The organism is Methylotenera versatilis 301, assembly GCF_000093025.1.
Taxonomy (GTDB): Bacteria; Pseudomonadota; Gammaproteobacteria; order Burkholderiales; family Methylophilaceae; genus Methylotenera; species Methylotenera versatilis.
This window is the reverse complement of the sequence record NC_014207.1, coordinates 726,409-752,028: the sequence shown is the minus strand read 5'-3', so window position 1 is coordinate 752,028 and position 25,620 is coordinate 726,409. Positions and strand designations below refer to the sequence as shown.

Here is a 25,620-nt window from a genome sequence, read left to right as displayed (position 1 = left end):
TCTTTTATAAAACTCAATCGAAATTCAAATAAATCTAGCGTTTAAATCTAACGTTTTTTGATGTAGAGGTCAGTGATCGTGCCCTCTTTCATCTCTGCCGCGAAACAAATAGTTTCAGATAGCGTTGGGTGTGCATGAATCGTTAGACCTAAATCATGGGCATCTGCACCCATTTCAATGGCTAGCACCGCTTCGGCCAATAACTCTCCCGCATTCACGCCAACAATACCAGCACCAATCACGCGATGTGTATTTTTATCAAATATCAACTTAGTAGTACCTTCTGTACGCGCAATTGACAATGCGCGACCACTAGCAGCCCAAGGGAATGAGGCTTTTTCAATCTCAAGACCTTTGGCTTTAGCTTCTATCTCTGTCACGCCAACCCAAGCCACTTCTGGATCTGTGTAAGCGACTGATGGAATCACTGATGCAACAAATTCAACCTTTTCACCTGCAATCACTTCTGCGGCTACTTTAGCTTCGTGCGTCGCTTTATGCGCCAACATTGGCTGACCGACGATGTCGCCGATCGCAAAAATGTGCGGCACATTGGTACGCATTTGCTTATCGACCGCGATGAATCCATAATCATCCACAGCAACGCCTGCATTTTCAGCGCCGATATTTTTACCATTTGGACGGCGACCAATAGACACCAACACGCGGTCATACACTTCAACGCCTTTAGGTGCATCAGCATTGCCATTCACACCTTCAAATACCACATGAATACCGTCTTTTTTAGGCTCCATGCTAGCCACTTTGGTATTCAACATAATTGCTTCAAAGCGTTTTTCCATACGTTTTTGTAATGGGCGCACCAAATCACGGTCGCAACCTTGAATTAAGCCATCAGTAAATTCAACCACGCTGACTTTAGAGCCTAGCGCGTCATACACGGTACCCATTTCTAAGCCAATAATCCCGCCACCAATTACTAGCATGCGTTTAGGCACATCAGCCAAAGCTAAAGCACCCGTAGAATCCATAATACGTTCATCTGCTGCAACACCTGGAAATTTTGTCGCTTGTGAACCGGCGGCAATAATTGCGTTATCAAATGAAATGGTGGTCACTTTGCCATCTTCAGATGTAACGGACATTTGATTCGGGCTGGTAAACTTACCCACGCCCTGTACCGTGGTGACATTGCGTTGCTTAGCCATCGCCGCTAAACCACCTGTCAGTTTACCTACTACGTCATTCGCTTTCCAATTACGCAACTGCTCTAAATCAACTTGTGGCGCGCCAAAAGTCACGCCGTGATGCGCAGTTTCTTCAGCTTCAGTAATGACTTTAGCCGTGTGCAATAAAGCTTTAGAAGGAATACAGCCAACGTTTAGACAAACACCACCAAGTGTTGAGTAACGCTCAACCAGTACCACTTTTTTCCCTAAATCAGCAGCGCGGAAAGCCGCAGTGTAACCACCTGGGCCTGAACCTAACACAACGACTTCGGCATGTAAATCTGCAGCACCTAAAGTAACTACTGATACTGGCGTTGCGACAGGCTTAACTTCGACGGCGGCAGTTTCCACAGCGACTTCTTTTTTAGCTGGCGCTTCAGCACTTGCCGCCGCCTCAACTAACAAAATCAAGCTACCCTTAGCCACTTTATCGCCGACTTTTACTTTTAGCTCTTTGACGATACCAGCAACTGCAGACGGGATATCCATAGACGCTTTATCAGACTCAACGGTCATCAGTGAGTCTTCTTTAGCAATGACATCGCCTACTTTTACGAGTACTTCAATCACATCCACACTATCAAAGTTACCAATATCTGGAACCAAAACTTCTAATAAATTGCTCATGCCAACCCTTTGTTAAATCTTCAGTTATTTATCGTAATTTTATCATCAAAAAGACCTTAAAGACCTTCAAAATATATGAATCAGTAGTATGATTTACACACTAAAAATTTAAGCCTGCTTCAAACAAGGTTTTACAAAAAGGGCTTTTCATAATAAAGGGTTTTTCATGTCATTCATTCGTGCTGGCTTGCAATTTATTCAAATGATTTTCGCTAAATTATGGTCGCTGCTCGGTGCCTTACTCAATCATTTACTCGGCTCTGTCAATTATCAAGCACCCTCATGGATGAAATGGTGTGGTGGCAAGCTGAACGAGCTACGTCTAGCCATGATTCAAAAACCGCTCAAAGGCTTAGGCATACTGGCTTTAATTGCAGCACTTGGTGCAGGCGGCTGGCAAGGTTGGGCTTGGTACAAATCCAGACCGCAACCTGTTACGGTGAAAGTGACGGTGACAGTACCTACCAGAACGCAAATCGAAGATAACTTACCGCCAAACCCACTCAAAATAAGTTTTGACAGCTCAGTCGCGCCGATTGAACAAGTTGGAAAAGTGATTTCTGCAGGTGTGAACATCATGCCAAAAATCGAGGGCGTATGGAAATGGAATACTGAAAATGAGCTGTCATTTCAGCCGAAAGCTGACTGGCCAGTAGGCACAGAATACAAAGTCAGCTTGAATGCCAAAGCGTTTACAGCTAAGACTTTACTAGACAAATGGGACTTAGAATTCACTTCACCATTATTTATTGCAAACATTACCAATAGTGAGTTTTATCAAGACCCAATTAATGCCGCAATGAAAAAAGTGGTGGTGAATCTGAACTTTACTCATCCAGTAGATGCAGCAAAATTAGAAAAGAGCATCACGCTAAAAATGCGTAGTAACAAAAATAGCTTATTAAGCTTTGGTTCTGACAAGATTCCATTCGTCGTCAGTTACGATAAATTAAAACTCAACGCTTATATACACTCTGCGCCACTAGCCATACCTAAAGATGATAGCGTGCTAGAAGTAACGATAGATGAAGGCATAAAAGCAGCCGCGGGCGGCAAAGCATTTGAAACAGCTTTAACACAAAGTGTGAACGTACCAGGCTTGTATAGCTTAATGATCAACGAAGTTAGCCCGATTGTAGTTTCAAATGACCAGAACGAGCCTGAGCAAATTTTATTACTCAATGCTTCAGCCGCAGTGAATGAAAAAGACATGGCGAGCCACATTAAAGCATGGGTGTTGCCGCGGAACAAACTGGTCAGTACGCCAGAAGAGTTGAAGTATCCTCATGCTTGGTCTAACACCAAAGACATTACTGAAGCTGTGCTTGCTGCAGGCAAGCCTCTTCCACTAGAAGCGATTCCGGCTGAGCGCGAGAACATAGAAGCACATTCATTTAAGTACAAAGCAGATGTTGGCAGTTATATTTATGTACAAATCGACAAAGGCTTAAAATCATTTGGTGGCTACCAATTAGGCGCGACTCAGCAGCACATTTTACAGGTACCAGTATTTCCAGCAGAAGTTAAAATTCTCAGCCAAGGCTCCTTATTAGCCTTAAGCGGTGAACGCAAAGTAGCAGTGCTAGCACGCGACTTACCTGGCTTACAAATGGAGATTGGTCGTATTCTGCCAGGTCAATTACAACATCTCATTACGCAAAGCAGCGGCAATTTTAGTAATCCATCTTTTAATTACTATATTGATGGCGATAACTTGAGTGAGCGTTTTGAGAAAAGCATCCCACTCAACTTAGAAGCAGGCAAAGCGCATTACGAAGCGCTGGATTTAAGTGAATACTTGAGCAAAGGTGAAGAGAAGCGTGGCGTATTCTTGCTTACAGTTCGTGGTTACAAACCTAAAAAAGAGGCTAATGCTGATGGCAGCGAACAAGCTGACGACAGCACTGATTACAACTCATCGGAAAACCAAAACCCAGAAGCTTTCGTAGATAAACGCCTGATTCTTGTCACTGATTTAGGCTTAATCGCCAAAAAAGAACTCGATGGTAGCCAAGTAGTTTACGTTCAGTCTATTCATACTGGTTTGCCAGTGGCCGGCGCGGCGGTTGAAGTGATTGCAAAAAATGGCCAAGCTATATTCAGCCAAACTACCGATGCGAATGGTCGCGTTAACTTTGCCAAGCTAGATGGCTTACAACGTGAACGCTCACCAATTTTATACATTGTGAAAAAAGCTGGCGATTTAAGCTTTTTACCGATTAACCACTACGACAGAAACCTAGATTATTCACGCTTTGATGTAGGTGGCATTGCCAATGCCACCAGTTCAGATAGCTTAAATGCCTATCTGTTTTCAGATCGCGGCATTTACCGTCCTGGTGACACCATGCATATCGGTATGATCGTAAAAACTGCAACTTGGGCTAAAGCACTAGATGGCTTGCCGCTTCAGGCCGAAGTGCTGGATGCACGCGGTTTGGTAGTGAAAACTCAAATGGTTAAACTCGGCGCAGGCGGCTTTAACGAGCTGGAATATAAAACCTTAGAAACCTCACCTACTGGTACTTACAATATTAATCTTTACTCGGTGAAAGACGGAAATGCGTATCAGCAACTAGGCTCGGTCAGCGTAAAGGTACAGGAGTTCCAGCCTGACCGCATGAAGGTAAAAGCCTTGTTTGCGAAAGAGGCCACACTGTACCCTGAAAACACTGAGGGCTGGCTGAATCCTAAAGATTTAAAAGCCAACATCAATGTGCAAAACTTGTTTGGCACGCCGGCTGAAAATAGACGCGTGACTGCGACAATGACGCTCAGCCCTGCTTACCCAGCATTTAGCCAATATGCAGACTTTGCCTTCTATGATCCGTTGCGCGCCAAAGAAGGCTATAGCGAGAAGCTAAGTGATGCCACAAGTAATGCGCAAGGTGTGGCTGAATTTGCCTTAGGTTTAGAGAAATACACTAAAGCGACTTACCGACTTAACATTGTCGCGCAAGCGTATGAAGCTGGTGGTGGACGCAGTGTTTCTGCCGAAGTCGCAACCTTGATTTCAGAACAACCTTATTTGATAGGCTTTAAAGCAGATGGTGACTTAAATTATGTCAGCAAAGCCAGCAAACGTAGCGTTAATCTGATTGCAGTCAACTCTACCTTGCAAAAAGTAGTCGCTGAAGGTTTAAGCTTAAATCTGATTGAGCGTAAATATGTTTCAGTGTTGACCAAGCAAGGTAGCGGCACTTTCAAATATGAATCACGCAAAAAAGAAGTGCTCATCAAAGCATCACCTTACAGCATCAAAGCTGCAGGAAACAGTCTGGCACTTGCTACCGAAACGCCTGGCGATTTTGCTTACGTGCTTAAAAACAAAGATGGCTTAGAACTTAACCGCGTGGAATATAGCGTAGCAGGCTTGGGCAACGTCAGCCGCTCGTTACAGCGCAATGCAGAACTACAGCTTGTCCTGGATAAAAAAGACTATGCGCCAGGTCAAGAGATTAGCGTCAGCATCCGCGCACCTTATGTAGGTGCTGGCTTGATTACCATTGAGCGCGACAAAGTATATGCGCAACAATGGTTTAAAGCCGACTCACAAGCCTCTGTGCAAAAAATCAAGCTACCTGCAGATTTTGAAGGTAACGGTTATGTGAGTGTGCAGTTTGTACGCGATCCAAGTTCGGATGAAATCTTCACCAGCCCGCTATCTTATGGTGTCGTACCTTTCGTGACGAGTTTGGCGCAGCGTACCAATACGCTGAAGCTCAGCAGCCAACCACTTATCAAACCGGGTCAAGTACTAAAAATGAAACTGGACGCGGCTAAACCTGGTCGTGCTGTGGTGTTTGCGGTGGATGAAGGTATATTGCAAGTGGCAAGGTATCACAACCCTGACGCGCTGGGCTTCTTCTTCCAAAAACGACAGTTGGAAGTTTCCACGTCACAGATTTTAGATTTAATCTTACCTGAATTCAAAAAAATCATGGCGGCTACCGCGCCGGGCGGCGATGCCGATGGTGCATTAGGTAAACATTTGAATCCGTTCAAACGTAAAACTGACAAGCCAGCGGTCTATTGGTCTGGCATTGTAGATGTGACTGGTAGCAAAGAATTTAGCTACACGGTACCAGAAACATTTAACGGAAAAATGCGCATCATTGCAGTGATGGTGAACGATGCCAGCATCGGCATTACCACCAGCGATGCATTAGTACGAGGCGACTTTGTACTATCGCCCAATGCACCACTTACAGTAACGCCAGGCGATATATTTGACGTGAGTGTCGGTGTGGCGAATAACGTCAAAGGTTCAGGCAAAGATGCCGCGGTCACATTGAATCTCGTGCCCTCATCTGCTTTTGAGTTAGTTGGCTCCGCTAAACAAGTGCTAAAAATCAGTGAAATGCATGAAAGCACTGGTCTTTATAAGCTGAAAGTCAAAGAAGGCGCAGCTGCAAAATTAGGCTCCGCTAGAATTGAATTCACGGCTAATATCGGCGATAAGTCTGCGAAATTGGGCACTGAAATTAGTGTGCGTCCATCCACGCCGCACATAACCATAATGCAAACTGGTAGCTTTAAAGGCGATACGCAAGTCAACGTGAAGCGCACCATGTTTGCAGAATATCGCAAACAACAGGCTAGCGTCTCACCGTTGCCATTAGTGGCTTCTGGCGGCTTGCTTGAATATTTAGCCAATTATGAACATAGTTGTACCGAGCAATTGGTCAGCCAAGTCATGCCTATTATCGTGCTTAAAAAACGCCCAGAGCTCTTGGCAAGTATTAGCACCAAAAAAGGTAACTTTGAAAATGCTTTGAGCGTATTACGCACACGCCAAAATGCTGAAGGTGGCTTTGGTTTGTGGGATGCCAGCGTAGGTGCAGACGAATTCGCCAGTGTTTATGCGGTGCATATGATGCTGGAGGCACGTGACCATGCGAACGTAGGTGAGGAAGTGCCTGCCGACATGCTGAAAAAGGGCCTGGAATATTTGCAAACATTAGCTGCCAGCCCAGCAGAAAACTTAGATGCGGTGCGTGTGCGTGCTTACGCAACTTACCTGCTAACACGTGAAGGCACTGTCACCACGCCATTGCTGGCAAGCTTGCGTAGTACCTTAGATGCTAAAGCTTTAACTGATAGCAGCTTCAAAGAATGGCGCTCAGACTTAGCTGCGGCTTACCTTGCTGCAAGTTACCAACTATTGCAACAACATGCCGTAGCTAGTGATTTAATGGCCAAACCTGTTAAATTATTAAACGCCAGTAGTCAAAAACCTATCTACGGACATTATTACGATGACGTGGTGCGGAATGCACAAACGCTTTACTTAGTGTCACGCCACTTTCCAGACAGAGTGAAAGATATTTCAAGCGGCGCGTTAAATAACATCATGCAGCCTATTTCTGAAGGTCGCTTCAATACGCTTTCATCGTCTTATGCGCTGCTCGGCTTTGATGCGTACGCGAACGTTGCTGGCACAAAAGTCGCAGGGCAAATGGGGATTAGCGCGATAGACAAGCAAGGCAAAATCACTGCGCTTAAATTGCAAGAAAACAGCATTGCGCCACTTGTGAACTTCTCGCCAGACACCGTGCGCTTGAAGCTACAAGGGCCTAGTGGCTTACCGTTATTTTATGCAGTGACTGAGTCTGGTTTTGACGTAAAACCACCAACCACCGCTTTAAAACAAGGCATGGAAATTATCCGTGAATATACTGACGATAAAGGCGCCGCGTTAAAATCTATCACTATGGGAGACGAAATCACTGTGCATATCAAGATTCGCTCTATTGATGGCAATGTAGATGACGTAGCGATTGTAGATTTGTTGCCAGGCGGCTTTGAGCCTGTGTTGCAAGCTGCGGTAAGCGAAACGGATAGCAGCATTTCGCAAGGAGGCCAAGGTAGTGAAGATGGATACAACGAAGGCGAAGGTCAAGCGCCAGAAACTTCAAGCTGGACTAGCCCACTTGGCATTGGTGGTGGCTGGCAACCTAGCTATGCTGACATTCGTGAGGACCGCATCGTGTTTTACGGCGCAGTGACCAATACAATTACCGAGTTCACCTACAAAATCAAAGCAACGAATAGCGGTCAGTTTGTAGTCCCGCCTGCTTATGCAGAATCAATGTATAACCGTTTGCTACAAGCGCGCTCATTGCCAGCTAACCTTGTTGTGGGACGTGCTGGTAAATAAACTCTACATCACTCGTCATTCCCGTCAGTGCAGGAATGACGAGCTGTTGAATTCCTTTTTTAGATAATGCCTATACTCCAAAGACTTAGATCGTCCAAGCTTTTAAAGCATAGTTTGCTTGCCTTACTGATACTTGGCTTAGTTTTGATTAGTTTACGGCTTTACCCAAAACCAGCGCTTTCAAGCTTAATCCCGCACTCCACCGCCATTTATGCAGCCGATGGCACCTTGCTAAGACTCACTCTAGCCTCAGATGCACAATACCAAATATGGGTGTCTTTAAAAGACATTTCACCCAACGCCGTTGAAGCAGTCAAATTATACGAAGACCGTTATTTTGATTGGCATTTTGGCATCAATCCTATCGCGTTGTTACGCGGCATGGTACGTACTTATTCTGGCGGTTCTCGCCAAGGGGCATCGACCATTAGTATGCAGTTAGCCCGCGGACTGTACGGCATAGATTCACGCACGGTAAGCGGCAAAGTAAAGCAGATACTTGCTGCCATTTGGCTGGAATCACGCTACTCAAAACACGATATTCTAGAAGCTTATTTGAATATAGCGCCCTACGGTGGCAACATAAAAGGCATCGCTACTGCTAGCTTGTTTTACTTCAACAAGCCCACCAGAAGACTTAATCTGCCTGAAACAATAACGCTGGCTGTGATTCCACAAAACCCTAATAAACGCCTCAGCATCAATAACAAAAATGCCCAGTTAAACGAAGCCAGAATCCGCTTGTGGCAAGACTGGCTAGGCAAACATCCAGAAGATGCTAAATACTCGGCTGACATGCGCTTGCCAGCACAATCATTAAAAGAAGCAAAGCGCTTGAGCGGTCAAAACTTACCGTTTCTGGCGCCGCACTTTACCGATGCATTACTGGCAGAGCACCGCAATCAAGCAATTATACAAACAGGCTTAAACATTAATGCGCAAGCAACACTTGAACGCATGATTACCAGCTACATTGAGAATAATAAAAACTTAGGCATTAACAACGTCAGCGCTATTTTGTACGATGCAAAAACCATGCAAGTCAAAGCTCTGGTCGGCTCTGCTGATTACTTTAATGCAGCCATTCATGGGCAAGTAAATGGTACTTCGGCTAAGCGTTCGCCAGGCTCTACCTTAAAACCATTCATCTATGGCTTGGCGATGGATCAAAGTTTGATTCACCCTGCCAGTATTTTAAAAGATGCACCTACTAGCTTCGGCCCCTACAGCCCAGAAAATTTTGACGGTCGTTTTATCGGCCCAATCACTGCGACAGATGCCTTGATACGCTCGCGCAATGTACCGGCGGTAAGTTTAGCGGCTAAGCTCACACAACCTAGTTTGTACGATTTTCTAAAAAATGCAGGCGTGAGTGACTTAAAAAGTGAATCTCATTATGGGCTAGCGCTCGCATTAGGCGGTGGAGAGCTAACGATGGAAGAGCTCGTCAGTTTGTACGCCATGCTAGCCAACCACGGTCGCTTTGCGCCTTACGCTCTTACAAAAGGCAATGCGGCAACTTTTCCATTATTAAGTGAAGAATCTGCTTATATTACTTTGGATATGCTTCGACAAAATCCTCGCCCAGACACAGGCGAACCTGACTTATACAAAACCGCTTGGAAAACAGGCACCTCTTGGGGCTTCCACGATGCATGGACGATAGGCGTAAGCGGCAACAATGTATTAGCGGTGTGGGTGGGTAATTTCGACGGCAAACCTAACCCTGCATTTATCGGCATCAAAACTGCCGCGCCTTTATTCTTTCAGATTTTAGATAGCCTACGCCACCAACGTTTACTAAACCCAAAAACGGAAGTCGAAGCGATGCCGCCTCACACCTTAACCAAGGTAAAAGTCTGTACAGCCAGCGGTGACTTACCCAACCAATACTGTAAAAACCTCAGTGAAACTTGGTTTATCCCAGGAAAATCCCCCATTAAAATCAGCACTCTACATAGACCCGTATATTTCGACAATACAACAAACCAAGTTGTCTGTGGTGCAGGTGCAAATACGAGAGAAGAAATCATCGAATTCTGGAGCTCGGATATGTTGCGGCTATTCCGTGAAGCTGGCATGCCACGCCGTGTGCCGCCAACGCTGCCCGCTGAGTGCAGCAACAATCGCAACCAAGTGATCGACGACAAACCACAAATCACCTCACCACTCAGAGGCGTGACCTACACCATACGCTTAAGTAAGCCAGAAACCATCGCGCTTAAAGCCAACCGTGGTGGTCAGGGTGCTATTTACTGGTTTGCTAATAATGGGTTTATCGCAAAAAGTGAAGCTGGTGCGGGCATTGCATGGTCGCCTCAAAAAGCAGGGCATTATTTGTTACGTGCGGTGGATAATACAGGGCAATCTGATAGCCGTGAGGTAGTGGTTGAGTTTGTACCTTAAGCTAATTTTTAGCCCAAGGTACAAAATATAGAGATGAAGATAACGACTTAACTGTTCAATTTTCAGCTATGCCCATCGCCACCTTTAACTCGCCAGCAGTTATTTGATCCAAATTATCCAACGCGGCAACCAAGTTCAATGCTTCCATGTGCTTACCAGTATTCTCAGCGATTAATCCCAAGTAATACATCGCGCTACTGTTATTGCCATTCTTTGCAACAACTTGGCTGAAATGTTGCTCTGCCTTGGCTTCATTTTTCAAGCTATATTCCGCAATAGCTCGGTAAAATAAGGCCTCCGTTGTATTAGGTTCTTTTGCATACCACGCTACAGCTATTTTATTGAGCATCTCCCAATTTTCAGTTTTTAATGGCTGAACAATACGCATAAAGAACGGCCACTTCTCTTCTGATTCCGCCCAAAAAGGTAACTCACTTGCACTTACAATGCTTTGCTCTGGCTGATTAAGTAAATGCTTCACCCACTCAACAGACATGTTGTAATAAAAGGCATTATGTCCTGGGCTTTTCACAGTGATAATAGCCACTAAATTACCAGACTCGTCAAACACACCGCCCCCGCTATCGCCTAGTCTGAAAGTATTACTTGCCCTCACCACCACACTGTCATCCATAGGATACAAGCCTTTGACATAGCCAGATGTAGCATTAGGCCGAGGAGAAAAACCTGCAAAACCAACAGAGTAAACTGGTTGCTCGTATTTAAGATTTTGACTTGAGCCGATATTGGCAACTGGTAGATTGAGACCTTCAACTTTTAGAATGCATAAATCATGGTGCCAATCTGGCTTGAGGGCACTCGCAGCGTAATTCTCACCTTTTGCATTAATCGTCACTGAGACTGCGCTTGCAACTACATGACAATTAGTCACGACTTGGTCTTTGGCTATCACAACACCAGAACCTAATCCGTAGCCACCATTAGCTAATCCAACTTGAATTTTCACAACATGCTGACTAATATCTTGCACCAACTCATCCATTGGCATTGCCCAACTGTAAGTCGTGGCACACATATAAAGTAAAGCAATCATTAGTCTTGTCATGATGGACTCCAATATCAAATTGAATATTACATATTTAAGTGAAAACCTTTTAAAAATTAAATTAACAGTACTTCTTAACTTGTATTACATGATTTTATTTAGCAATTTGTATACCAAGTCACTGATTAAAATATGTAATAAAGTGTAATTCTATAGATGGATTGCGCATTTAATCGCTGAATTAAGCGCATTTTTCCGTGAGGTTTTATTGTTTTATAAAGCTGCGTTGAGCTTACTTAGTGCCATGCTTGGAGCCATGGGATTGATTGTGTAGTGATAAGAGCTAGTTAGATTAAATAAAGTTTACTCAAACTTTTTAGCTCATTAAGTTTGGCCATACTTAAAGTTTTTTGTAGAAATATGCTTCAAATAACATATTTGAAACAATTAAATAAAACTTAAGCCAGCGCACAGACTATCTTTTTGCACAATAAGAGTGCAACAGTGACTAATTCTCGCCAAATTTCAGAATTTGTTCTAACAAGCCAGGAAAACGACTATTGATATCGTCAATACGTAAAACGTTACGATTTTCCACACCAACTTTACCTGTATGAATAATGCCCGCTTCACGCAAGATACGGAAATGATGAGATAGAGTGGATTTTGCCATATTGGGACAAGGTGCAGCCTCAGAGCAAGACATGCAGCCATCTTTTTGAAGCATGCTACTAACAATGCGCAGACGCATTGGGTCAGCTAGCGCACCAAGCAGCCCTGCTAAGGTAATGTCTTCTGTAGATGGATGAACAAATTGAACCATAAAAGAATTATACAGTAAGTGTTGACATAGTACAATAGTTCTATAATAATGAACTATTGAATAAACATTTTGTTCACAAAAATAGATTCAGCAATATAGCAATTAGATACTCAAACTTAAATACACATGAAATGGAGATTATTATGTCTAAAAGACTAGCAGGTAAAGTCGCACTGGTGACTGGTGCATCTAAAGGGATTGGCGCCGCCATAGCACTGCGGTTGGCTGATGAAGGTGCATTAGTTGCTGTCAACTACAACAGCAGCAAAGAAGGTGCTGACCGCGTAGTAACAGAGATTGTTAGTAAAGGCGGCAAAGCAATTGCTGTATATGGCAATCTTTCAAATCCAGAAGAAATTAAAAGTGTCATCGATGAAACTAAAGTATCACTAGGTGCGATTGATATTCTAGTTAATAACGCTGGCGTGTATGAGTTTAGTCCGCTTGACGCCATCACGCCAGAACACTTCCACAAGCAATTTAACCTTAACGTATTAGGCTTACTACTTGTTTCACAAGAAGCGGTGCGTGCATTCAGTGAAAAAGGTGGCAGTATTGTGAATATCAGCTCGGGAGTATCAACCATTACCCCACCAAACAGCGCCGTATATACAGCTACAAAAGGTGCAGTAGATGCTATAACAATGGTGCTATCCAAAGAGTTAGCGGTGCGGAATATTCGCGTTAATGCAGTAAATCCTGGCATGATTGCGACTGAAGGTGTAGTGACGGCTGGCTTTCATGAAGGTGATATGCGTCATTGGATTGAGTCTGTTACGCCTATGCAGCGCATTGGCACGGTAGATGAAATTGCATCAGTAGTGGCATTTTTAGCCTCCAATGATGCAGCTTATGTGACAGGCGAAACACTACATGTGACAGGTGGCTTACGCTAGATCTACAACTATTTTAATTTTAAGATTCATAGACTAGTTAACATTAAGCTATAAAATAAAAAGGGCGCAATTTGCGCCCTTTTACATGTTTAATCTATTACAGCAACAACCTACGCACATCACTCAACATCATGCGCATATGGCTTGTGAAGCGAGCACCATCAGCTCCATCAACCACACGGTGGTCGTAAGATAGTGACATAGGCAACATTAAACGTGGCTCAAAAGCTTTAGTTTTAGGGTCATACACTGGCTGCATACTTGAGCGTGATACACCTAAAATTGCCACTTCAGGGCAGTTAATGATAGGCGTGAACATCGTACCGCCAATACCACCTAAGCTTGAAATAGTGAAGCAGCCACCTTGCATTTCTTCTACCTTAAGCTTGCGTTCACGCGCTTTGGTTGAAAGTTCGCCTAAATCACGGGCAATATCCAGTACGTCTTTTTGCTGAACATCTTTGACCACTGGCACTACCAAGCCATCTGGCGTGTCGCAAGCGAAGCCAATGTTGAAATAACTTTTTAAGATTAAGCTATCGCCATCAGGTGAAAGTGATGAGTTAAAGTTTGGGTAAGCTTTAAGCGCATTCACAGAGGCTTTAATCAAAAAGGCCAACATAGTGAGTTTAACGCCACGTTTCTCGGCATCGGCTTGCATAGACTTTCTAAAGTCTTCCAAATCAGTAATATCAGCTTCATCAAATTGCGTAACATGCGGAGCCGTCACCCAGTTACGATGTAAGTTTGCGCCTGATAATTTTTTAATGCGTGAAAGTGGTTTATTCTCAATAGCACCAAATTGGCTGAAATCAATTACTGGCATAGGTAAAGCCGCAAAGCCGCTGACGCCTGCGCCCATATTTTCTGTACGCGGTTTAGCCAATTCGCCTTTTACATAAGACTGTACATCGGCTTGTACAATACGGTTTTTAGGCGCACTACCTTTTACAAAAGCTAAGTTAACACCTAACTCACGTGCAAACTTACGTACTGATGGGCTGGCATGCGATAGCTTGCCTGCATCAACGACTGCGCTAGCACCAACTGGCACAGGCTGTTGAGCTGGTGCAATGGTTTTTGGTGGCTCTGGCGCTGGACGACTAGGCTCTGGAATTGCCACTGCAGCAGCTGGTTGCGGTGCGGCTGCCTTCACCTCTTCAACTGGAGCAGCCGCTGCGTCACTTACGTCCATCGTTAAAATCAAACCACCTTGAGCGGCTTTGTCGCCAACTTTCATTTTTAACTCTTTTACCACACCGGCAAAAGGTGAAGGAATATCCATAGAAGCTTTGTCAGATTCAACCGTCATAAGTGAATCTTCTTTAGCGACTGTGTCACCCACTTTAACTAATATTTCAATAACATCAACACTATCAAAATTGCCGATGTCGGGGACAAGTATGTCTTGAATTGCCATGTCTGCGTGTCCTTAAACTGTCGTTGGGTTAGGCTTATTAGCATCTAACTTATATTTTTTAATCGCTTCAGCCGCCTTGCTTGCAGGCAATTTACCATCATCTGCCAGCGCTTTGAGCGCAGCCAACACTACGTAATATCTATCAACTTCAAAGAAGCTACGTAATGCTTCACGGCTGTCTGAACGGCCGTAGCCATCGGTACCTAATGCCACAAATCGTTGCGGTACAAAATTTTGAATTTGATCTGCAAATGAGCGCATATAGTCAGTTGATGCAATCACTGGACCTTCAGTTTTTTGTAAGCACTGAGCTACATAGCTGAGTCTTGGCTTGGCCTCTGGATTCAACATGTTTTGACGTTCTGCATCAATGCCCTCACGACGCAACTCGGTAAAGCTAGTTACACTCCAAACATCAGCTGATACGCCCCAGTCTTTTTCTAGCAACTCACCCGCAGCAATTACTTCGCGCAAGATCACGCCAGAACCCATCAATTGCACCTTAGGACCCTTAGCTTTTGACTTACTAAAGCTGTACATACCTTTTAAGATACCTTCAGCAGAATCTTTTGGCATTTCAGGATGCGTGTAGTTTTCATTCATCAAGGTGATGTAGTAATACACATCTTCTTGATTTTGCACCATACGGCGTAAACCTTCTTGAATAATCACGGCCAATTCATAAGCAAATGTTGGGTCGTAAGATACACAGTTTGGAATCGTTGCTGACATCAAGTGGCTATGACCATCTTCGTGCTGCAAACCTTCGCCGTTCAATGTGGTACGACCAGCCGTTGCACCGAGTAAGAAGCCACGCGCACGACTATCACCAGCCGCCCATGCAAAGTCGCCAATACGTTGGAAGCCAAACATTGAGTAATAGATGTAGAACGGAATCATTTGCGTGCCCGTGACGCTATATGAAGTCGCTGCCGCTAACCAGCTGGCGAATGAACCTGCTTCGTTAATACCTTCTTCTAAAATCTGACCAGTTTTTGATTCTTTGTAGTACATCACTTGGTCAGAATCTTGTGGTTCGTACAACTGACCAACAGAAGAGTAAATACCTAATTGACGGAACATACCTTCCATACCAAAAGTACGTGCTTCATCTGGCACGATAGGCACGACATATTTACCGATTTCTTTATCGCGTACCAAGGTTGAAAGAATACGCACGAACGCCATAGTGGTTGAAATTTCACGTTCACCTGTCGCTGCTAGCATATTCTCAAATGCAGAGAGTTCAGGCACTTTAAGCTCGTTACCTTTGCGACGACGTTGTGGTACAAAGCCACCCATCGCATTACGACGCTCAGCCAAGTATTGCATTTCTGGGCTGTCATCTGCTGGTTTGTAGAATGATAGGTTTTCAACCTGTTCATCTGTCAATTGCAAGTCAAAGCGGTCACGGAATTTTTTGAGTGACTCAATATCCATGCTTTTCTGTTGATGCGTCGTATTTTGACCTTCACCCGCATCGCCCATGCCGTAACCTTTAACAGTTTTGGCTAGAATCACAGTCGGTTGACCTTTATGGTTTACCGCTGAATGGTACGCGGCATACACTTTGTGCGGATCATGACCACCACGGTTTAAGCGCCAAATATCAGCATCAGACATGGCCGCAACCATCTCTTTAAGCTCAGGATATTTGCCAAAGAAGTGTTCACGCGTATACGCGCCACCTTTTTGTTTAAAGTTCTGATATTCACCATCCACGCACTCTTCCATGCGTTTTTTCAGCAAGCCATCTTTATCCATGGCTAGCAATGGATCCCAATATGACCCCCACACCACTTTCAATGCATTCCAACCCGCACCGCGGAAGTTAGACTCAAGCTCTTGAATGATTTTGCCATTGCCACGTACAGGTCCATCAAGGCGTTGCAAGTTACAATTAATCACAAAAATAAGGTTATCTAAGCCTTCACGCGCTGCCAGTGAAATTGCACCTTGTGACTCAGGCTCATCCATTTCACCATCACCACAGAACACCCAAACTTTACGATCGCTAGTATCTGCAATGCCGCGGTTATGCATGTATTTTAAAAAGCGCGCTTGATAAATACCTGCCAAAGGGCCTAAACCCATTGAAACCGTTGGAAACTGCCAGAAGTCCGGCATCAACCAAGGGTGCGGATAGCTAGATAGACCATTACCGCAAGTTTCTTGGCGGAAATTATCCATTTGCTCCTCTGTAAAGCGACCTTCTAAGAAAGCACGCGCATACACTCCCGGTGAAGAGTGGCCTTGAAAGTAAACGCAATCACCACCAAAATTTCCATTTGGCGCACGGAAAAAGTGATTGAACCCAATGTCATACAAGGTAGCCGCTGACTGGAAGCTAGCAATATGCCCGCCTACACCTGGCGACTTTTCGTTCGCGCGTAATACGGTCATAATCGCATTCCAGCGAACTAGCGCACGTACTCGGCGCTCCATTTCCGGATCACCTGGCAATTTAGATTGTAAATGCGTTGGGATGGTATTAACGTAAGCGGTTGTTGCTTTATAGGGTAAATTACTGCCTGAACGGCGCGCTTTATCAATCATTGCTTCAAGCAAAAAGTGAGCGCGCTCTGTACCTTCGTTTTCAATGACTGCAGTGAGTGCATCTAGCCATTCCTGCGTTTCTAGCGGGTCAGTTTCAGTTAAGCCCTTGTCTTGAATAGTAGCGTTTTGATTCGTTGCCATGCGTGAGATTTCTCCGTGTTGTGGTTGCTGCGCGTATAATTTGTAGAAAACAAATATACAAAACGCCAAAGCAACTAAACGTGATTAGATTGTTCTAGGCGATTAGAATATTCTAATCGATGAACTTACCTTAAAAATTAATTTTGAGGCTATAGTGTGGCTTTTTTAGGCTTTCTGGTCAAGTTAAACCGTGCTCAATTGCCCGTGAAATATTGACATTTGCTACGATTGTCTTACATATCATATAAGAGTTAGAGGAAAATAAATGTCGTTAAAATTAGCTCAATTTTCGCAAATTAGTAGTGAAAATACACTAACTTCGTATAAACACATGCTTTTTGTCCTAGCTGAAAATGAAGCCGAAAATATTCCTTATAGCGGAATCTTGCACACAAAACTGAAGCGCACTCATAGCGAATACAAAGATTTATACAAAACACCATTAACAACAGACTTACCTAATGGCGGTATCGCAAGCTTTGTGGTTTTAGAAGAAAAATTGAATACGTTTCAACGCCATACCTTGCTTCGTAAAGCAATAGCACCATTATTAGATGAACAGCCTTTAGAACTTGCCATTTTCGTTTTTGGCGATGAAGCCACTCGTGAATCAAATGCTTGTGCTGCTTATTACGTGGCAACAGTCAATGCCGCCAAACTACCCAATCGAAAAAAAGATGACAAGTTTAAAGCTTTAGAAAATATCAGCATACATGGTTATGCAGCCCAGCATGATTATGCCTACGTGAATGCTCGTGTAGCTGGGAATACGCTATGCCGAGAACTCACGATTACACCTCCTAATGAGCTCACGCCTACAATTTATCGTGAGAAAATAGCAACATTAGCCAAAGAGTTTAGCTGGAAACATGAAGAGTTTGATATGGCTAAGCTGAAAGAAATGGGCGCAGGCGCATTCTACTCAGTAGGTCAGGGCAGTAATCCGCAAGATGCTGCTATTGTGCATTTAACCTATCTGCCAATAGATGCTAAAAAGAATATTGCTCTAGTGGGTAAAGGTATTTGTTTTGATACAGGTGGGCATAATCTAAAACCTGCAAAATACATGCAAGGCATGCATGAAGACATGAATGGCAGTGCAGTAGCCTTAGGTATTTTGCTTGCTGCCACACAGCTGCAACTACCAGTGAGGCTAGATTGCTGGCTTGCCATCTCACAAAACCATATTGGCCCACTTTCTTACAAGCAAAATGATGTAGTAACTGCGCTTAATGGTATGACTATAGAAATAGTTCATACTGATGCTGAAGGCCGTATGGTGTTGGCTGACACTTTGACGTTAGCGAGTCGCGTTAATGAGAATGGTCAGCTTCCAGATGCTATTATTGATTTCGCAACACTGACAGGTACCATGATATCGGCACTTGGCACCCGCATGAGCGGCGTTATTGCCAATCGCGCTGAACTTGCTAACGAAGCTATTCAGGCTGGCAAGGTTGCTGGTGAGCGCATTGTCGCTTTCCCATATGATGACGATTATGAAACTGACTTGGATAGCGATATTGCTGACATTATGCAATGCACAATCGATGGCGATGCGGATCATATTCATGCAGCACGCTTTTTAGGAAGATTTATAGAGAATGACGTGGCTTGGCTGCATACGGATTTGTCCTCCGCAAGTAATGAAGGTGGACTGGGCGCAGTAAGCACCGACACAAGTGGCTTTGGAGTTGGTTTTGGTTTAGCGCTCATTAAACGCTTAATCAGCTCTCATTAAACTGATAATTCAATAGATGTATGAACTGTGAAGCGCTCCCTACCGGAATGATGTTTATAGAAAGATGACATAATGCAAAATACTTATGACAACATATCTTGGTTATCACTATTTCCAGAACTTAGTGATTTAGATCTACATGCCAAAGATTTACTTGCAAAGTATGTGCGTATTGTCGAAGCACCAATTGGCACGATTGGCTACCGTGAAGGCACACCCTGTGGGGCTTATGTGATGCGCTTAGCAGGCAAATCACGTGTATATAAGATGTCGACTGGCGGTCGTGAAATTCTACTTTATAGGGTAGCGGCAGGTGAAACCTGTGTCATCACTACGACCTGCCTGTTAGGTAATAGTGACTATCCAGCCTCGACCATAGTGGAAGAACCGATTCGTGACGCACTCATTCCTGCCGCAGCATTCCATCAATTAATGATCGACTCTGCAACTTTCAGAAAATTTGTCATGACAAATTACGGTGCATTGATAAGCGACCTGATCGTGCTATTAGATGAAGTGGCTTTTCATAGTCTAGATGCAAGATTGGCAAAAGTATTACTAGATGTTAAATCACCCCAAATCACACGAACTCATCAACAAATTGCTGATGAACTGGGCACAGCACGTGAGGTTGTAAGCCGCCAGTTAAAGCGTCTAGAGCAAAAAGGTGCCGTATCATTAGGTCGAGGACAACTAGAAATTATTGAGCGCAGCACGTTAGAAAAACTGGCAAATTCTTAGTATTAAACCTGCCACTGAGTTTGCCATCACTAACGGTGTACAACACTGAAAGAAACGTACGTGTATTCTTAGACGATGGCAGCCATATTAAGCTGACTCCGAACTAACTATAGCCAGCTCACACAATCCCCCAAGCCCTCCCTGCGAGGGCTTTATTTTTGCTTGAATAAAGTCGGGTTAGATTAATATCGAAGCGGCAATTAAGATTGATGAATTGATTGAAGCTCCACAAAGCAAAAAGCCCTCTTACGAGGGCTGATGCGTGACTACTGTTGAGTAGTCTAAATAAATAGCTTGGCAGTGACCTACTTTCGCATGCAAAAAGCATACTATCATTGGCGCTGGTTCGTTTCACGGCCCTGTTCGAGATGGGAAGGGGTGGGTCCAAACCGCTATGGCCGCCAAGCATAACTGGTAACTCTTGTGCGCTGTTGAGTTTTCACCCAATTGCCTATCACAAGCAGAAATGCTGTGCGCTCAATCCTATTTTCATAGAATTAGCGTCTTAACTTCATCATTCAGTCTATTTCTAGACAGCTTTGATGCAGTTTTTAACAAACAGAAGAAGTAAAGTTTAATGTGTAATCATTGATTACATTGTCTTACATATCAAGTCACTATTAAAAACACCTGTTAATCTTGTATTGACTTGAATTTAATCAAATCAGGTTCAAGTTTTAAGGTTATAGGATCAAGCCTCACGAGCAATTAGTAACGGTCAGCTTAACGCATTACTGCGCTTCCACATCCGTCCTATCAACGTCCTGGTCTCGAACGACTCTTTAGGGGGGTTAAACCCCCAGGGAAATCTCATCTCAAGGCGAGTTTCACGCTTAGATGCTTTCAGCGTTTATCTCTTCCGTATTTAGCTACCCGGCTATACCATTGGCATGATAACCGGTCCACCAGAGATACGTCCACTCCGGTCCTCTCGTACTAGGAGCAGGTCCCTTCAAATTTCCAGCGCCCACGGCAGATAGGGACCAAACTGTCTCACGACGTTTTAAACCCAGCTCACGTACCACTTTAAATGGCGAACAGCCATACCCTTGGGACCGGCTACAGCCCCAGGATGTGATGAGCCGACATCGAGGTGCCAAACTCCCCCGTCGATATGAACTCTTGGGAGGAATCAGCCTGTTATCCCCAGAGTACCTTTTATCCGTTGAGCGATGGCCCTTCCATACAGAACCACCGGATCACTATGACCTGCTTTCGCACCTGCTCGACCTGTCCGTCTCGCAGTCAAGCAACCTTATGCCATTGCACTATCAGTACGATTTCCGACCGTACCTAGGTTACCTTCGCACTCCTCCGTTACTCTTTGGGAGGAGACCGCCCCAGTCAAACTGCCCACCATACACGGTCCCCAGTCCAGATTATGGACCTAGGTTAGAACCTCAACAACATCAGGGTGGTATTTCAAGGTTGACTCCACGAAATCTAGCGACTCCGCTTCAACGTCTCCCACCTATCCTACACAAATCTTGTCAAAGTCCAATGTAAAGCTACAGTAAAGGTTCATGGGGTCTTTCCGTCTAGCCGCGGGTAGATTGCATCTTCACAAACATTTCAACTTCGCTGAGTCCCGAGAGGAGACAGTGTGGCCATCGTTACGCCATTCGTGCGGGTCGGAACTTACCCGACAAGGAATTTCGCTACCTTAGGACCGTTATAGTTACGGCCGCCGTTTACTGGGACTTCAATCAAGAGCTTGCACCCCATCATTTAATCTTCCAGCACCGGGCAGGCGTCACACCCTATACGTCCACTTTCGTGTTTGCAGAGTGCTGTGTTTTTATTAAACAGTCGCAGCCACCTTTTCACTGCAACCCTATCGTGCTTCACGAGCAAGTCGCTACACACTACCAGGGCGCACCTTCTCCCGAAGTTACGGTGCTAATTTGCCGAGTTCCTTCTCCCGGGTTCTCTCAAGCGCCTTAGAATTCTCATCCTACCCACCTGTGTCGGTTTGCGGTACGGTCTTATATCACTGAAGCTTAGTGGCTTTTCTTGGAAGCATGGTATCAATCACTTCGTCTACAAGTAGACTCGTTATCACGCCTCGTCATTAACGACTCCCCGGATTTGCCTAAGGAATCTGACTACACGCTTGAACCGGGACATCCAACACCCGGCTGACCTAACCTTCTCCGTCCCCACATCGCATGATATAAAGGTACAGGAATATTAACCTGTTTCCCATCAGCTACGCATCTCTGCCTCACCTTAGGGGCCGACTCACCCTGCGCCGATGAACGTTGCGCAGGAAACCTTGGGTTTTCGGCGAGGGAGCTTTTCACTCCCTTTATCGCTACTCATGTCAGCATTCGCACTTCTGATACCTCCAGCAACCCTCACAGGTTACCTTCGCAGGCCTACAGAACGCTCTCCTACCATGCATACATTCCGAAGAATGTAGCATCCGAAGCTTCGGTTACGTGCTTAGCCCCGTTACATCTTCCGCGCAGGACGACTCGACCAGTGAGCTATTACGCTTTCTTTAAATGATGGCTGCTTCTAAGCCAACATCCTGGCTGTCTATGCCTTCCCACTTCGTTTTCCACTTAGCACGTCATTTGGGACCTTAGCTGTCGGTCTGGGTTGTTTCCCTCTTGACCACGGACGTTAGCACCCATGGTCTGTCTCCCGTAATTGCATTTCTCAGTATTCGGAGTTTGCAATGAGTTGGTAAGATCTTATGATCCCCCTAGTCATAACAGTGCTCTACCCCCGAGAATGATATACGAGGCACTACCTAAATAGTTTTCGGAGAGAACCAGCTATTTCCAAGTTTGTTTAGCCTTTCACCCCTATCCACAGCTCATCCCCAAATTTTTCAACATTTGTGGGTTCGGACCTCCAGTACCTGTTACGGCACCTTCATCCTGGCCATGGATAGATCACTTGGTTTCGGGTCTACACCCAGCAACTAGACGCCCTATTCGGACTCGCTTTCGCTACGCCTCCCCTATCGGTTAAGCTTGCTACTGAATGTAAGTCGCTGACCCATTATACAAAAGGTACGCAGTCACGGAACAAGTCCGCTCCCACTGTTTGTATGCATACGGTTTCAGGATCTATTTCACTCCCCTCCCGGGGTTCTTTTCGCCTTTCCCTCACGGTACTAGTTCACTATCGGTCGATTACGAGTATTTAGCCTTGGAGGATGGTCCCCCCATGTTCAGACAAGGTTTCTCGTGCCCCGCCCTACTTGTCGTTACCCTAGTTCCACACACGGGATTTCGTATAAGGGGCTATCACCCTCTATGGCCGGACTTTCCATTCCGTTCTACTATCGCATGTGCTAAAAATAACAGGCTATTCCATGTTCGCTCGCCACTACTTACGGAATCTCGGTTGATTTCTTTTCCTCGAGCTACTTAGATGTTTCAGTTCACTCGGTTTGCCACCATCTCTCTATATATTCAAGAGCGGTTACCCTTGCGGGTGGGTTTCCCCATTCGGACACTTCCGGATCAAAGCTTGTTTGCCAGCTCCCCGAAATTTTACGCAGGCTACCACGTCCTTCATCGCCTGTAATCGCCTAGGCATCCACCATATGCACTTATTCGCTTGATCCTATAACTTTAAAACCTGAACCCTTTTAAATATTCAGATCTCGTGACGCATGAGAACGTCAGCTACAGGTGTTTCTAAAGCAACTTTCTCTCAATCTGCAAGGTTGTACAGATTGAGATGGTTTGTTTCATTTATTTCTAGGTTATTTCGTGTGTAAACGTTATTGCTAACATTCACTACACTATCTAACCGGAACTAAACAAAGCAAAATGTTTCGATTTTGCAATCAATTACTACCCATTTTGAACACACATCCTCATCACAAAGATATGTGCTCACTTTACTTCTTCCATTTTGTTAAAGAACAGTCTAGTTAAAAACTAGAAGTAAATATTCATGCAGAACATTTACTTCTAATTTCTTTCTTTTCTATCGCTACAACATCAAAGTGATTTCTTGTCAGGTTTTTATTACAGTTACTGGTGGAGAATGTCGGGATCGAACCGACGACCCCCTGCTTGCAAAGCAGGTGCTCTCCCAGCTGAGCTAATCCCCCATTTGTCTAACAGGTGCTTACTATGGAATCTGGTGGGTCTGGATGGACTCGAACCATCGACCCCCGCCTTATCAAGACGGTGCTCTAACCAACTGAGCTACAGACCCTTATAGTCAAATCTTTTTTGATGTTGCTTTGGTCTAACAACTGATAAGTGTGAATGCTTGCAGCAATGGATGTTCTCTAGAAAGGAGGTGATCCAGCCGCACCTTCCGATACGGCTACCTTGTTACGACTTCACCCCAGTCATGAATACTACCGTGGTAAGCGTCCTCCCGAAGGTTAGACTACCTACTTCTGGTAAAACCCACTCCCATGGTGTGACGGGCGGTGTGTACAAGGCCCGGGAACGTATTCACCGCGACATGCTGATCCGCGATTACTAGCGATTCCGACTTCATGAGGTCGAGTTGCAGACCTCAATCCGGACTACGATCGGCTTTCTGGGATTGGCTCCCCCTTGCGGGTTGGCGACCCTCTGTACCGACCATTGTATTACGTGTGAAGCCCTGGCCATAAGGGCCATGAGGACTTGACGTCATCCCCACCTTCCTCCGGTTTGTCACCGGCAGTCCCATTAAAGTGCCCAACTAAATGATGGCAATTAATGGCAAGGGTTGCGCTCGTTGCGGGACTTAACCCAACATCTCACGACACGAGCTGACGACAGCCATGCAGCACCTGTGTTAACGTTCTCTTTCGAGCACCAATCCATCTCTGGAAAGTTCGTTACATGTCAAGGCCAGGTAAGGTTTTTCGCGTTGCATCGAATTAATCCACATAATCCACCGCTTGTGCGGGCCCCCGTCAATTCATTTGAGTTTTAATCTTGCGACCGTACTCCCCAGGCGGTCTACTTCACGCGTTAGCTGCGTTACTCATGGATTTTACTCCACCAACAACTAGTAGACATCGTTTAGGGCGTGGACTACCAGGGTATCTAATCCTGTTTGCTCCCCACGCTTTCGTGCATGAGCGTCAATATTATCCCAGGGGGCTGCCTTCGCCATTGGTATTCCTCCACATCTCTACGCATTTCACTGCTACACGTGGAATTCTACCCCCCTCTGACATATTCTAGTCTTGTAGTTTCAAACGCAGTTCCCAAGTTGAGCTCGGGGATTTCACATCTGACTTACAAAACCGCCTGCGCACGCTTTACGCCCAGTAATTCCGATTAACGCTCGCACCCTACGTATTACCGCGGCTGCTGGCACGTAGTTAGCCGGTGCTTCTTATCAAGGTACCGTCAACCTCAGATAATATTAGTATCTAAGTTTTCTTCCCTTGCGAAAGAGCTTTACAACCCGAAGGCCTTCTTCACTCACGCGGAATGGCTGGATCAGGCTTTCGCCCATTGTCCAAAATTCCCCACTGCTGCCTCCCGTAGGAGTCTGGACCGTGTCTCAGTTCCAGTGTGGCTGGTCGTCCTCTCAGACCAGCTACTGATCGTCGCCTAGGTGAGCTTTTACCTCACCTACTAGCTAATCAGATATCAGCCGCTCCATTAACGCCAGGCCCGAAGGTCCCTAGCTTTCCCCCGTAGGGCGTATGCGGTATTAGCCAACCTTTCGATTAGTTATCCCCCATTATTGGATACGTTCCGATATATTACTCACCCGTTCGCCACTCGCCACCAGACCGAAGTCCGTGCTGCCGTTCGACTTGCATGTGTAAAGCATTCCGCCAGCGTTCAATCTGAGCCATGATCAAACTCTTCAGTTTAATGTATGACTATTACTTTTTCCTCTTGCGAGGTGGTTATTTCGCTTTTGCTTTACTTACCTAATGAAAGGTAAGTGACTCAAATTCATTTCAAGGTCTGTGTGATTCTT

At 45.0% G+C, this 25,620-nt stretch carries 10 protein-coding genes, 2 tRNA genes and 3 rRNA genes; 5 read left to right on the top strand and 10 right to left on the bottom strand.

Going from position 1 to position 25,620, the window contains the following annotated elements; genetic code table 11:
• Positions 1-47 precede the first annotated feature (47 nt).
• On the bottom strand, positions 48-1,817 hold the full coding sequence (gene lpdA / locus M301_RS03495) for a dihydrolipoyl dehydrogenase (protein ID WP_013147376.1): 1,770 nt from the start codon (positions 1,815-1,817) through the stop codon (positions 48-50).
• 166 nt (positions 1,818-1,983) lie between these two features.
• Between lpdA and M301_RS03490 the strand changes: the two genes are divergently transcribed.
• A complete protein-coding gene (locus tag M301_RS03490; RefSeq protein ID WP_013147375.1) occupies positions 1,984-7,977 on the top strand; it encodes an alpha-2-macroglobulin family protein in 5,994 nt (1,997 codons plus the stop codon).
• 144 nt (positions 7,978-8,121) lie between these two features.
• A complete protein-coding gene (gene pbpC / locus M301_RS03485) occupies positions 8,122-10,383 on the top strand; it encodes a penicillin-binding protein 1C (protein WP_202943938.1) in 2,262 nt (753 codons plus the stop codon).
• 55 nt (positions 10,384-10,438) lie between these two features.
• On the opposite strand, the gene M301_RS03480 is transcribed toward pbpC, so the two are convergent.
• Both M301_RS03480 and M301_RS03475 read right to left on the bottom strand, forming a co-directional pair.
• On the bottom strand, positions 10,439-11,449 hold the full coding sequence (locus tag M301_RS03480) for a S1 family peptidase (protein ID WP_013147373.1): 1,011 nt from the start codon (positions 11,447-11,449) through the stop codon (positions 10,439-10,441).
• A 448-nt stretch (positions 11,450-11,897) separates the two neighbouring features.
• Positions 11,898-12,212, bottom strand: coding sequence for an ArsR/SmtB family transcription factor (locus M301_RS03475; protein ID WP_013147372.1), 315 nt, complete (start codon positions 12,210-12,212; stop codon positions 11,898-11,900).
• Between the two features lie 143 nt (positions 12,213-12,355).
• Between M301_RS03475 and M301_RS03470 the strand changes: the two genes are divergently transcribed.
• A complete protein-coding gene (locus M301_RS03470) occupies positions 12,356-13,108 on the top strand; it encodes an SDR family NAD(P)-dependent oxidoreductase (RefSeq protein ID WP_013147371.1) in 753 nt (250 codons plus the stop codon).
• Positions 13,109-13,205: 97 nt separating this feature from the next.
• On the opposite strand, the gene aceF is transcribed toward M301_RS03470, so the two are convergent.
• A complete protein-coding gene (gene aceF, locus M301_RS03465) occupies positions 13,206-14,528 on the bottom strand; it encodes a dihydrolipoyllysine-residue acetyltransferase (protein WP_013147370.1) in 1,323 nt (440 codons plus the stop codon).
• A gap of 12 nt (positions 14,529-14,540) precedes the next feature.
• A complete protein-coding gene (gene aceE, locus M301_RS03460) occupies positions 14,541-17,225 on the bottom strand; it encodes a pyruvate dehydrogenase (acetyl-transferring), homodimeric type (protein WP_013147369.1) in 2,685 nt (894 codons plus the stop codon).
• Positions 17,226-17,490: 265 nt separating this feature from the next.
• Between aceE and M301_RS03455 the strand changes: the two genes are divergently transcribed.
• Positions 17,491-18,966, top strand: a complete 1,476-nt coding sequence (locus M301_RS03455) for a M17 family metallopeptidase (protein WP_013147368.1) — start codon at positions 17,491-17,493, stop codon at positions 18,964-18,966.
• A 72-nt stretch (positions 18,967-19,038) separates the two neighbouring features.
• Positions 19,039-19,707 (top strand): Crp/Fnr family transcriptional regulator, encoded by a 669-nt coding sequence (locus M301_RS03450; protein ID WP_013147367.1) that lies wholly within the window; start codon positions 19,039-19,041, stop codon positions 19,705-19,707.
• A gap of 292 nt (positions 19,708-19,999) precedes the next feature.
• On the opposite strand, the gene rrf is transcribed toward M301_RS03450, so the two are convergent.
• From rrf to M301_RS03425, 5 genes are all read right to left on the bottom strand, one after another.
• Positions 20,000-20,113: ribosomal RNA gene (rrf, locus tag M301_RS03445) — 5S ribosomal RNA — on the bottom strand.
• Between the two features lie 281 nt (positions 20,114-20,394).
• Positions 20,395-23,289: ribosomal RNA gene (locus M301_RS03440) — 23S ribosomal RNA — on the bottom strand.
• A 420-nt stretch (positions 23,290-23,709) separates the two neighbouring features.
• A tRNA-Ala gene (locus M301_RS03435) sits at positions 23,710-23,785 on the bottom strand.
• 30 nt (positions 23,786-23,815) lie between these two features.
• Positions 23,816-23,892, bottom strand: a tRNA-Ile gene (locus tag M301_RS03430).
• Positions 23,893-23,972: 80 nt separating this feature from the next.
• Positions 23,973-25,510 (bottom strand): 16S ribosomal RNA (locus tag M301_RS03425).
• The 16S, 23S and 5S rRNA genes sit together here with 2 tRNA genes alongside, the layout of an rRNA operon.
• Between the last annotated feature and the right edge of the window lie 110 nt (positions 25,511-25,620).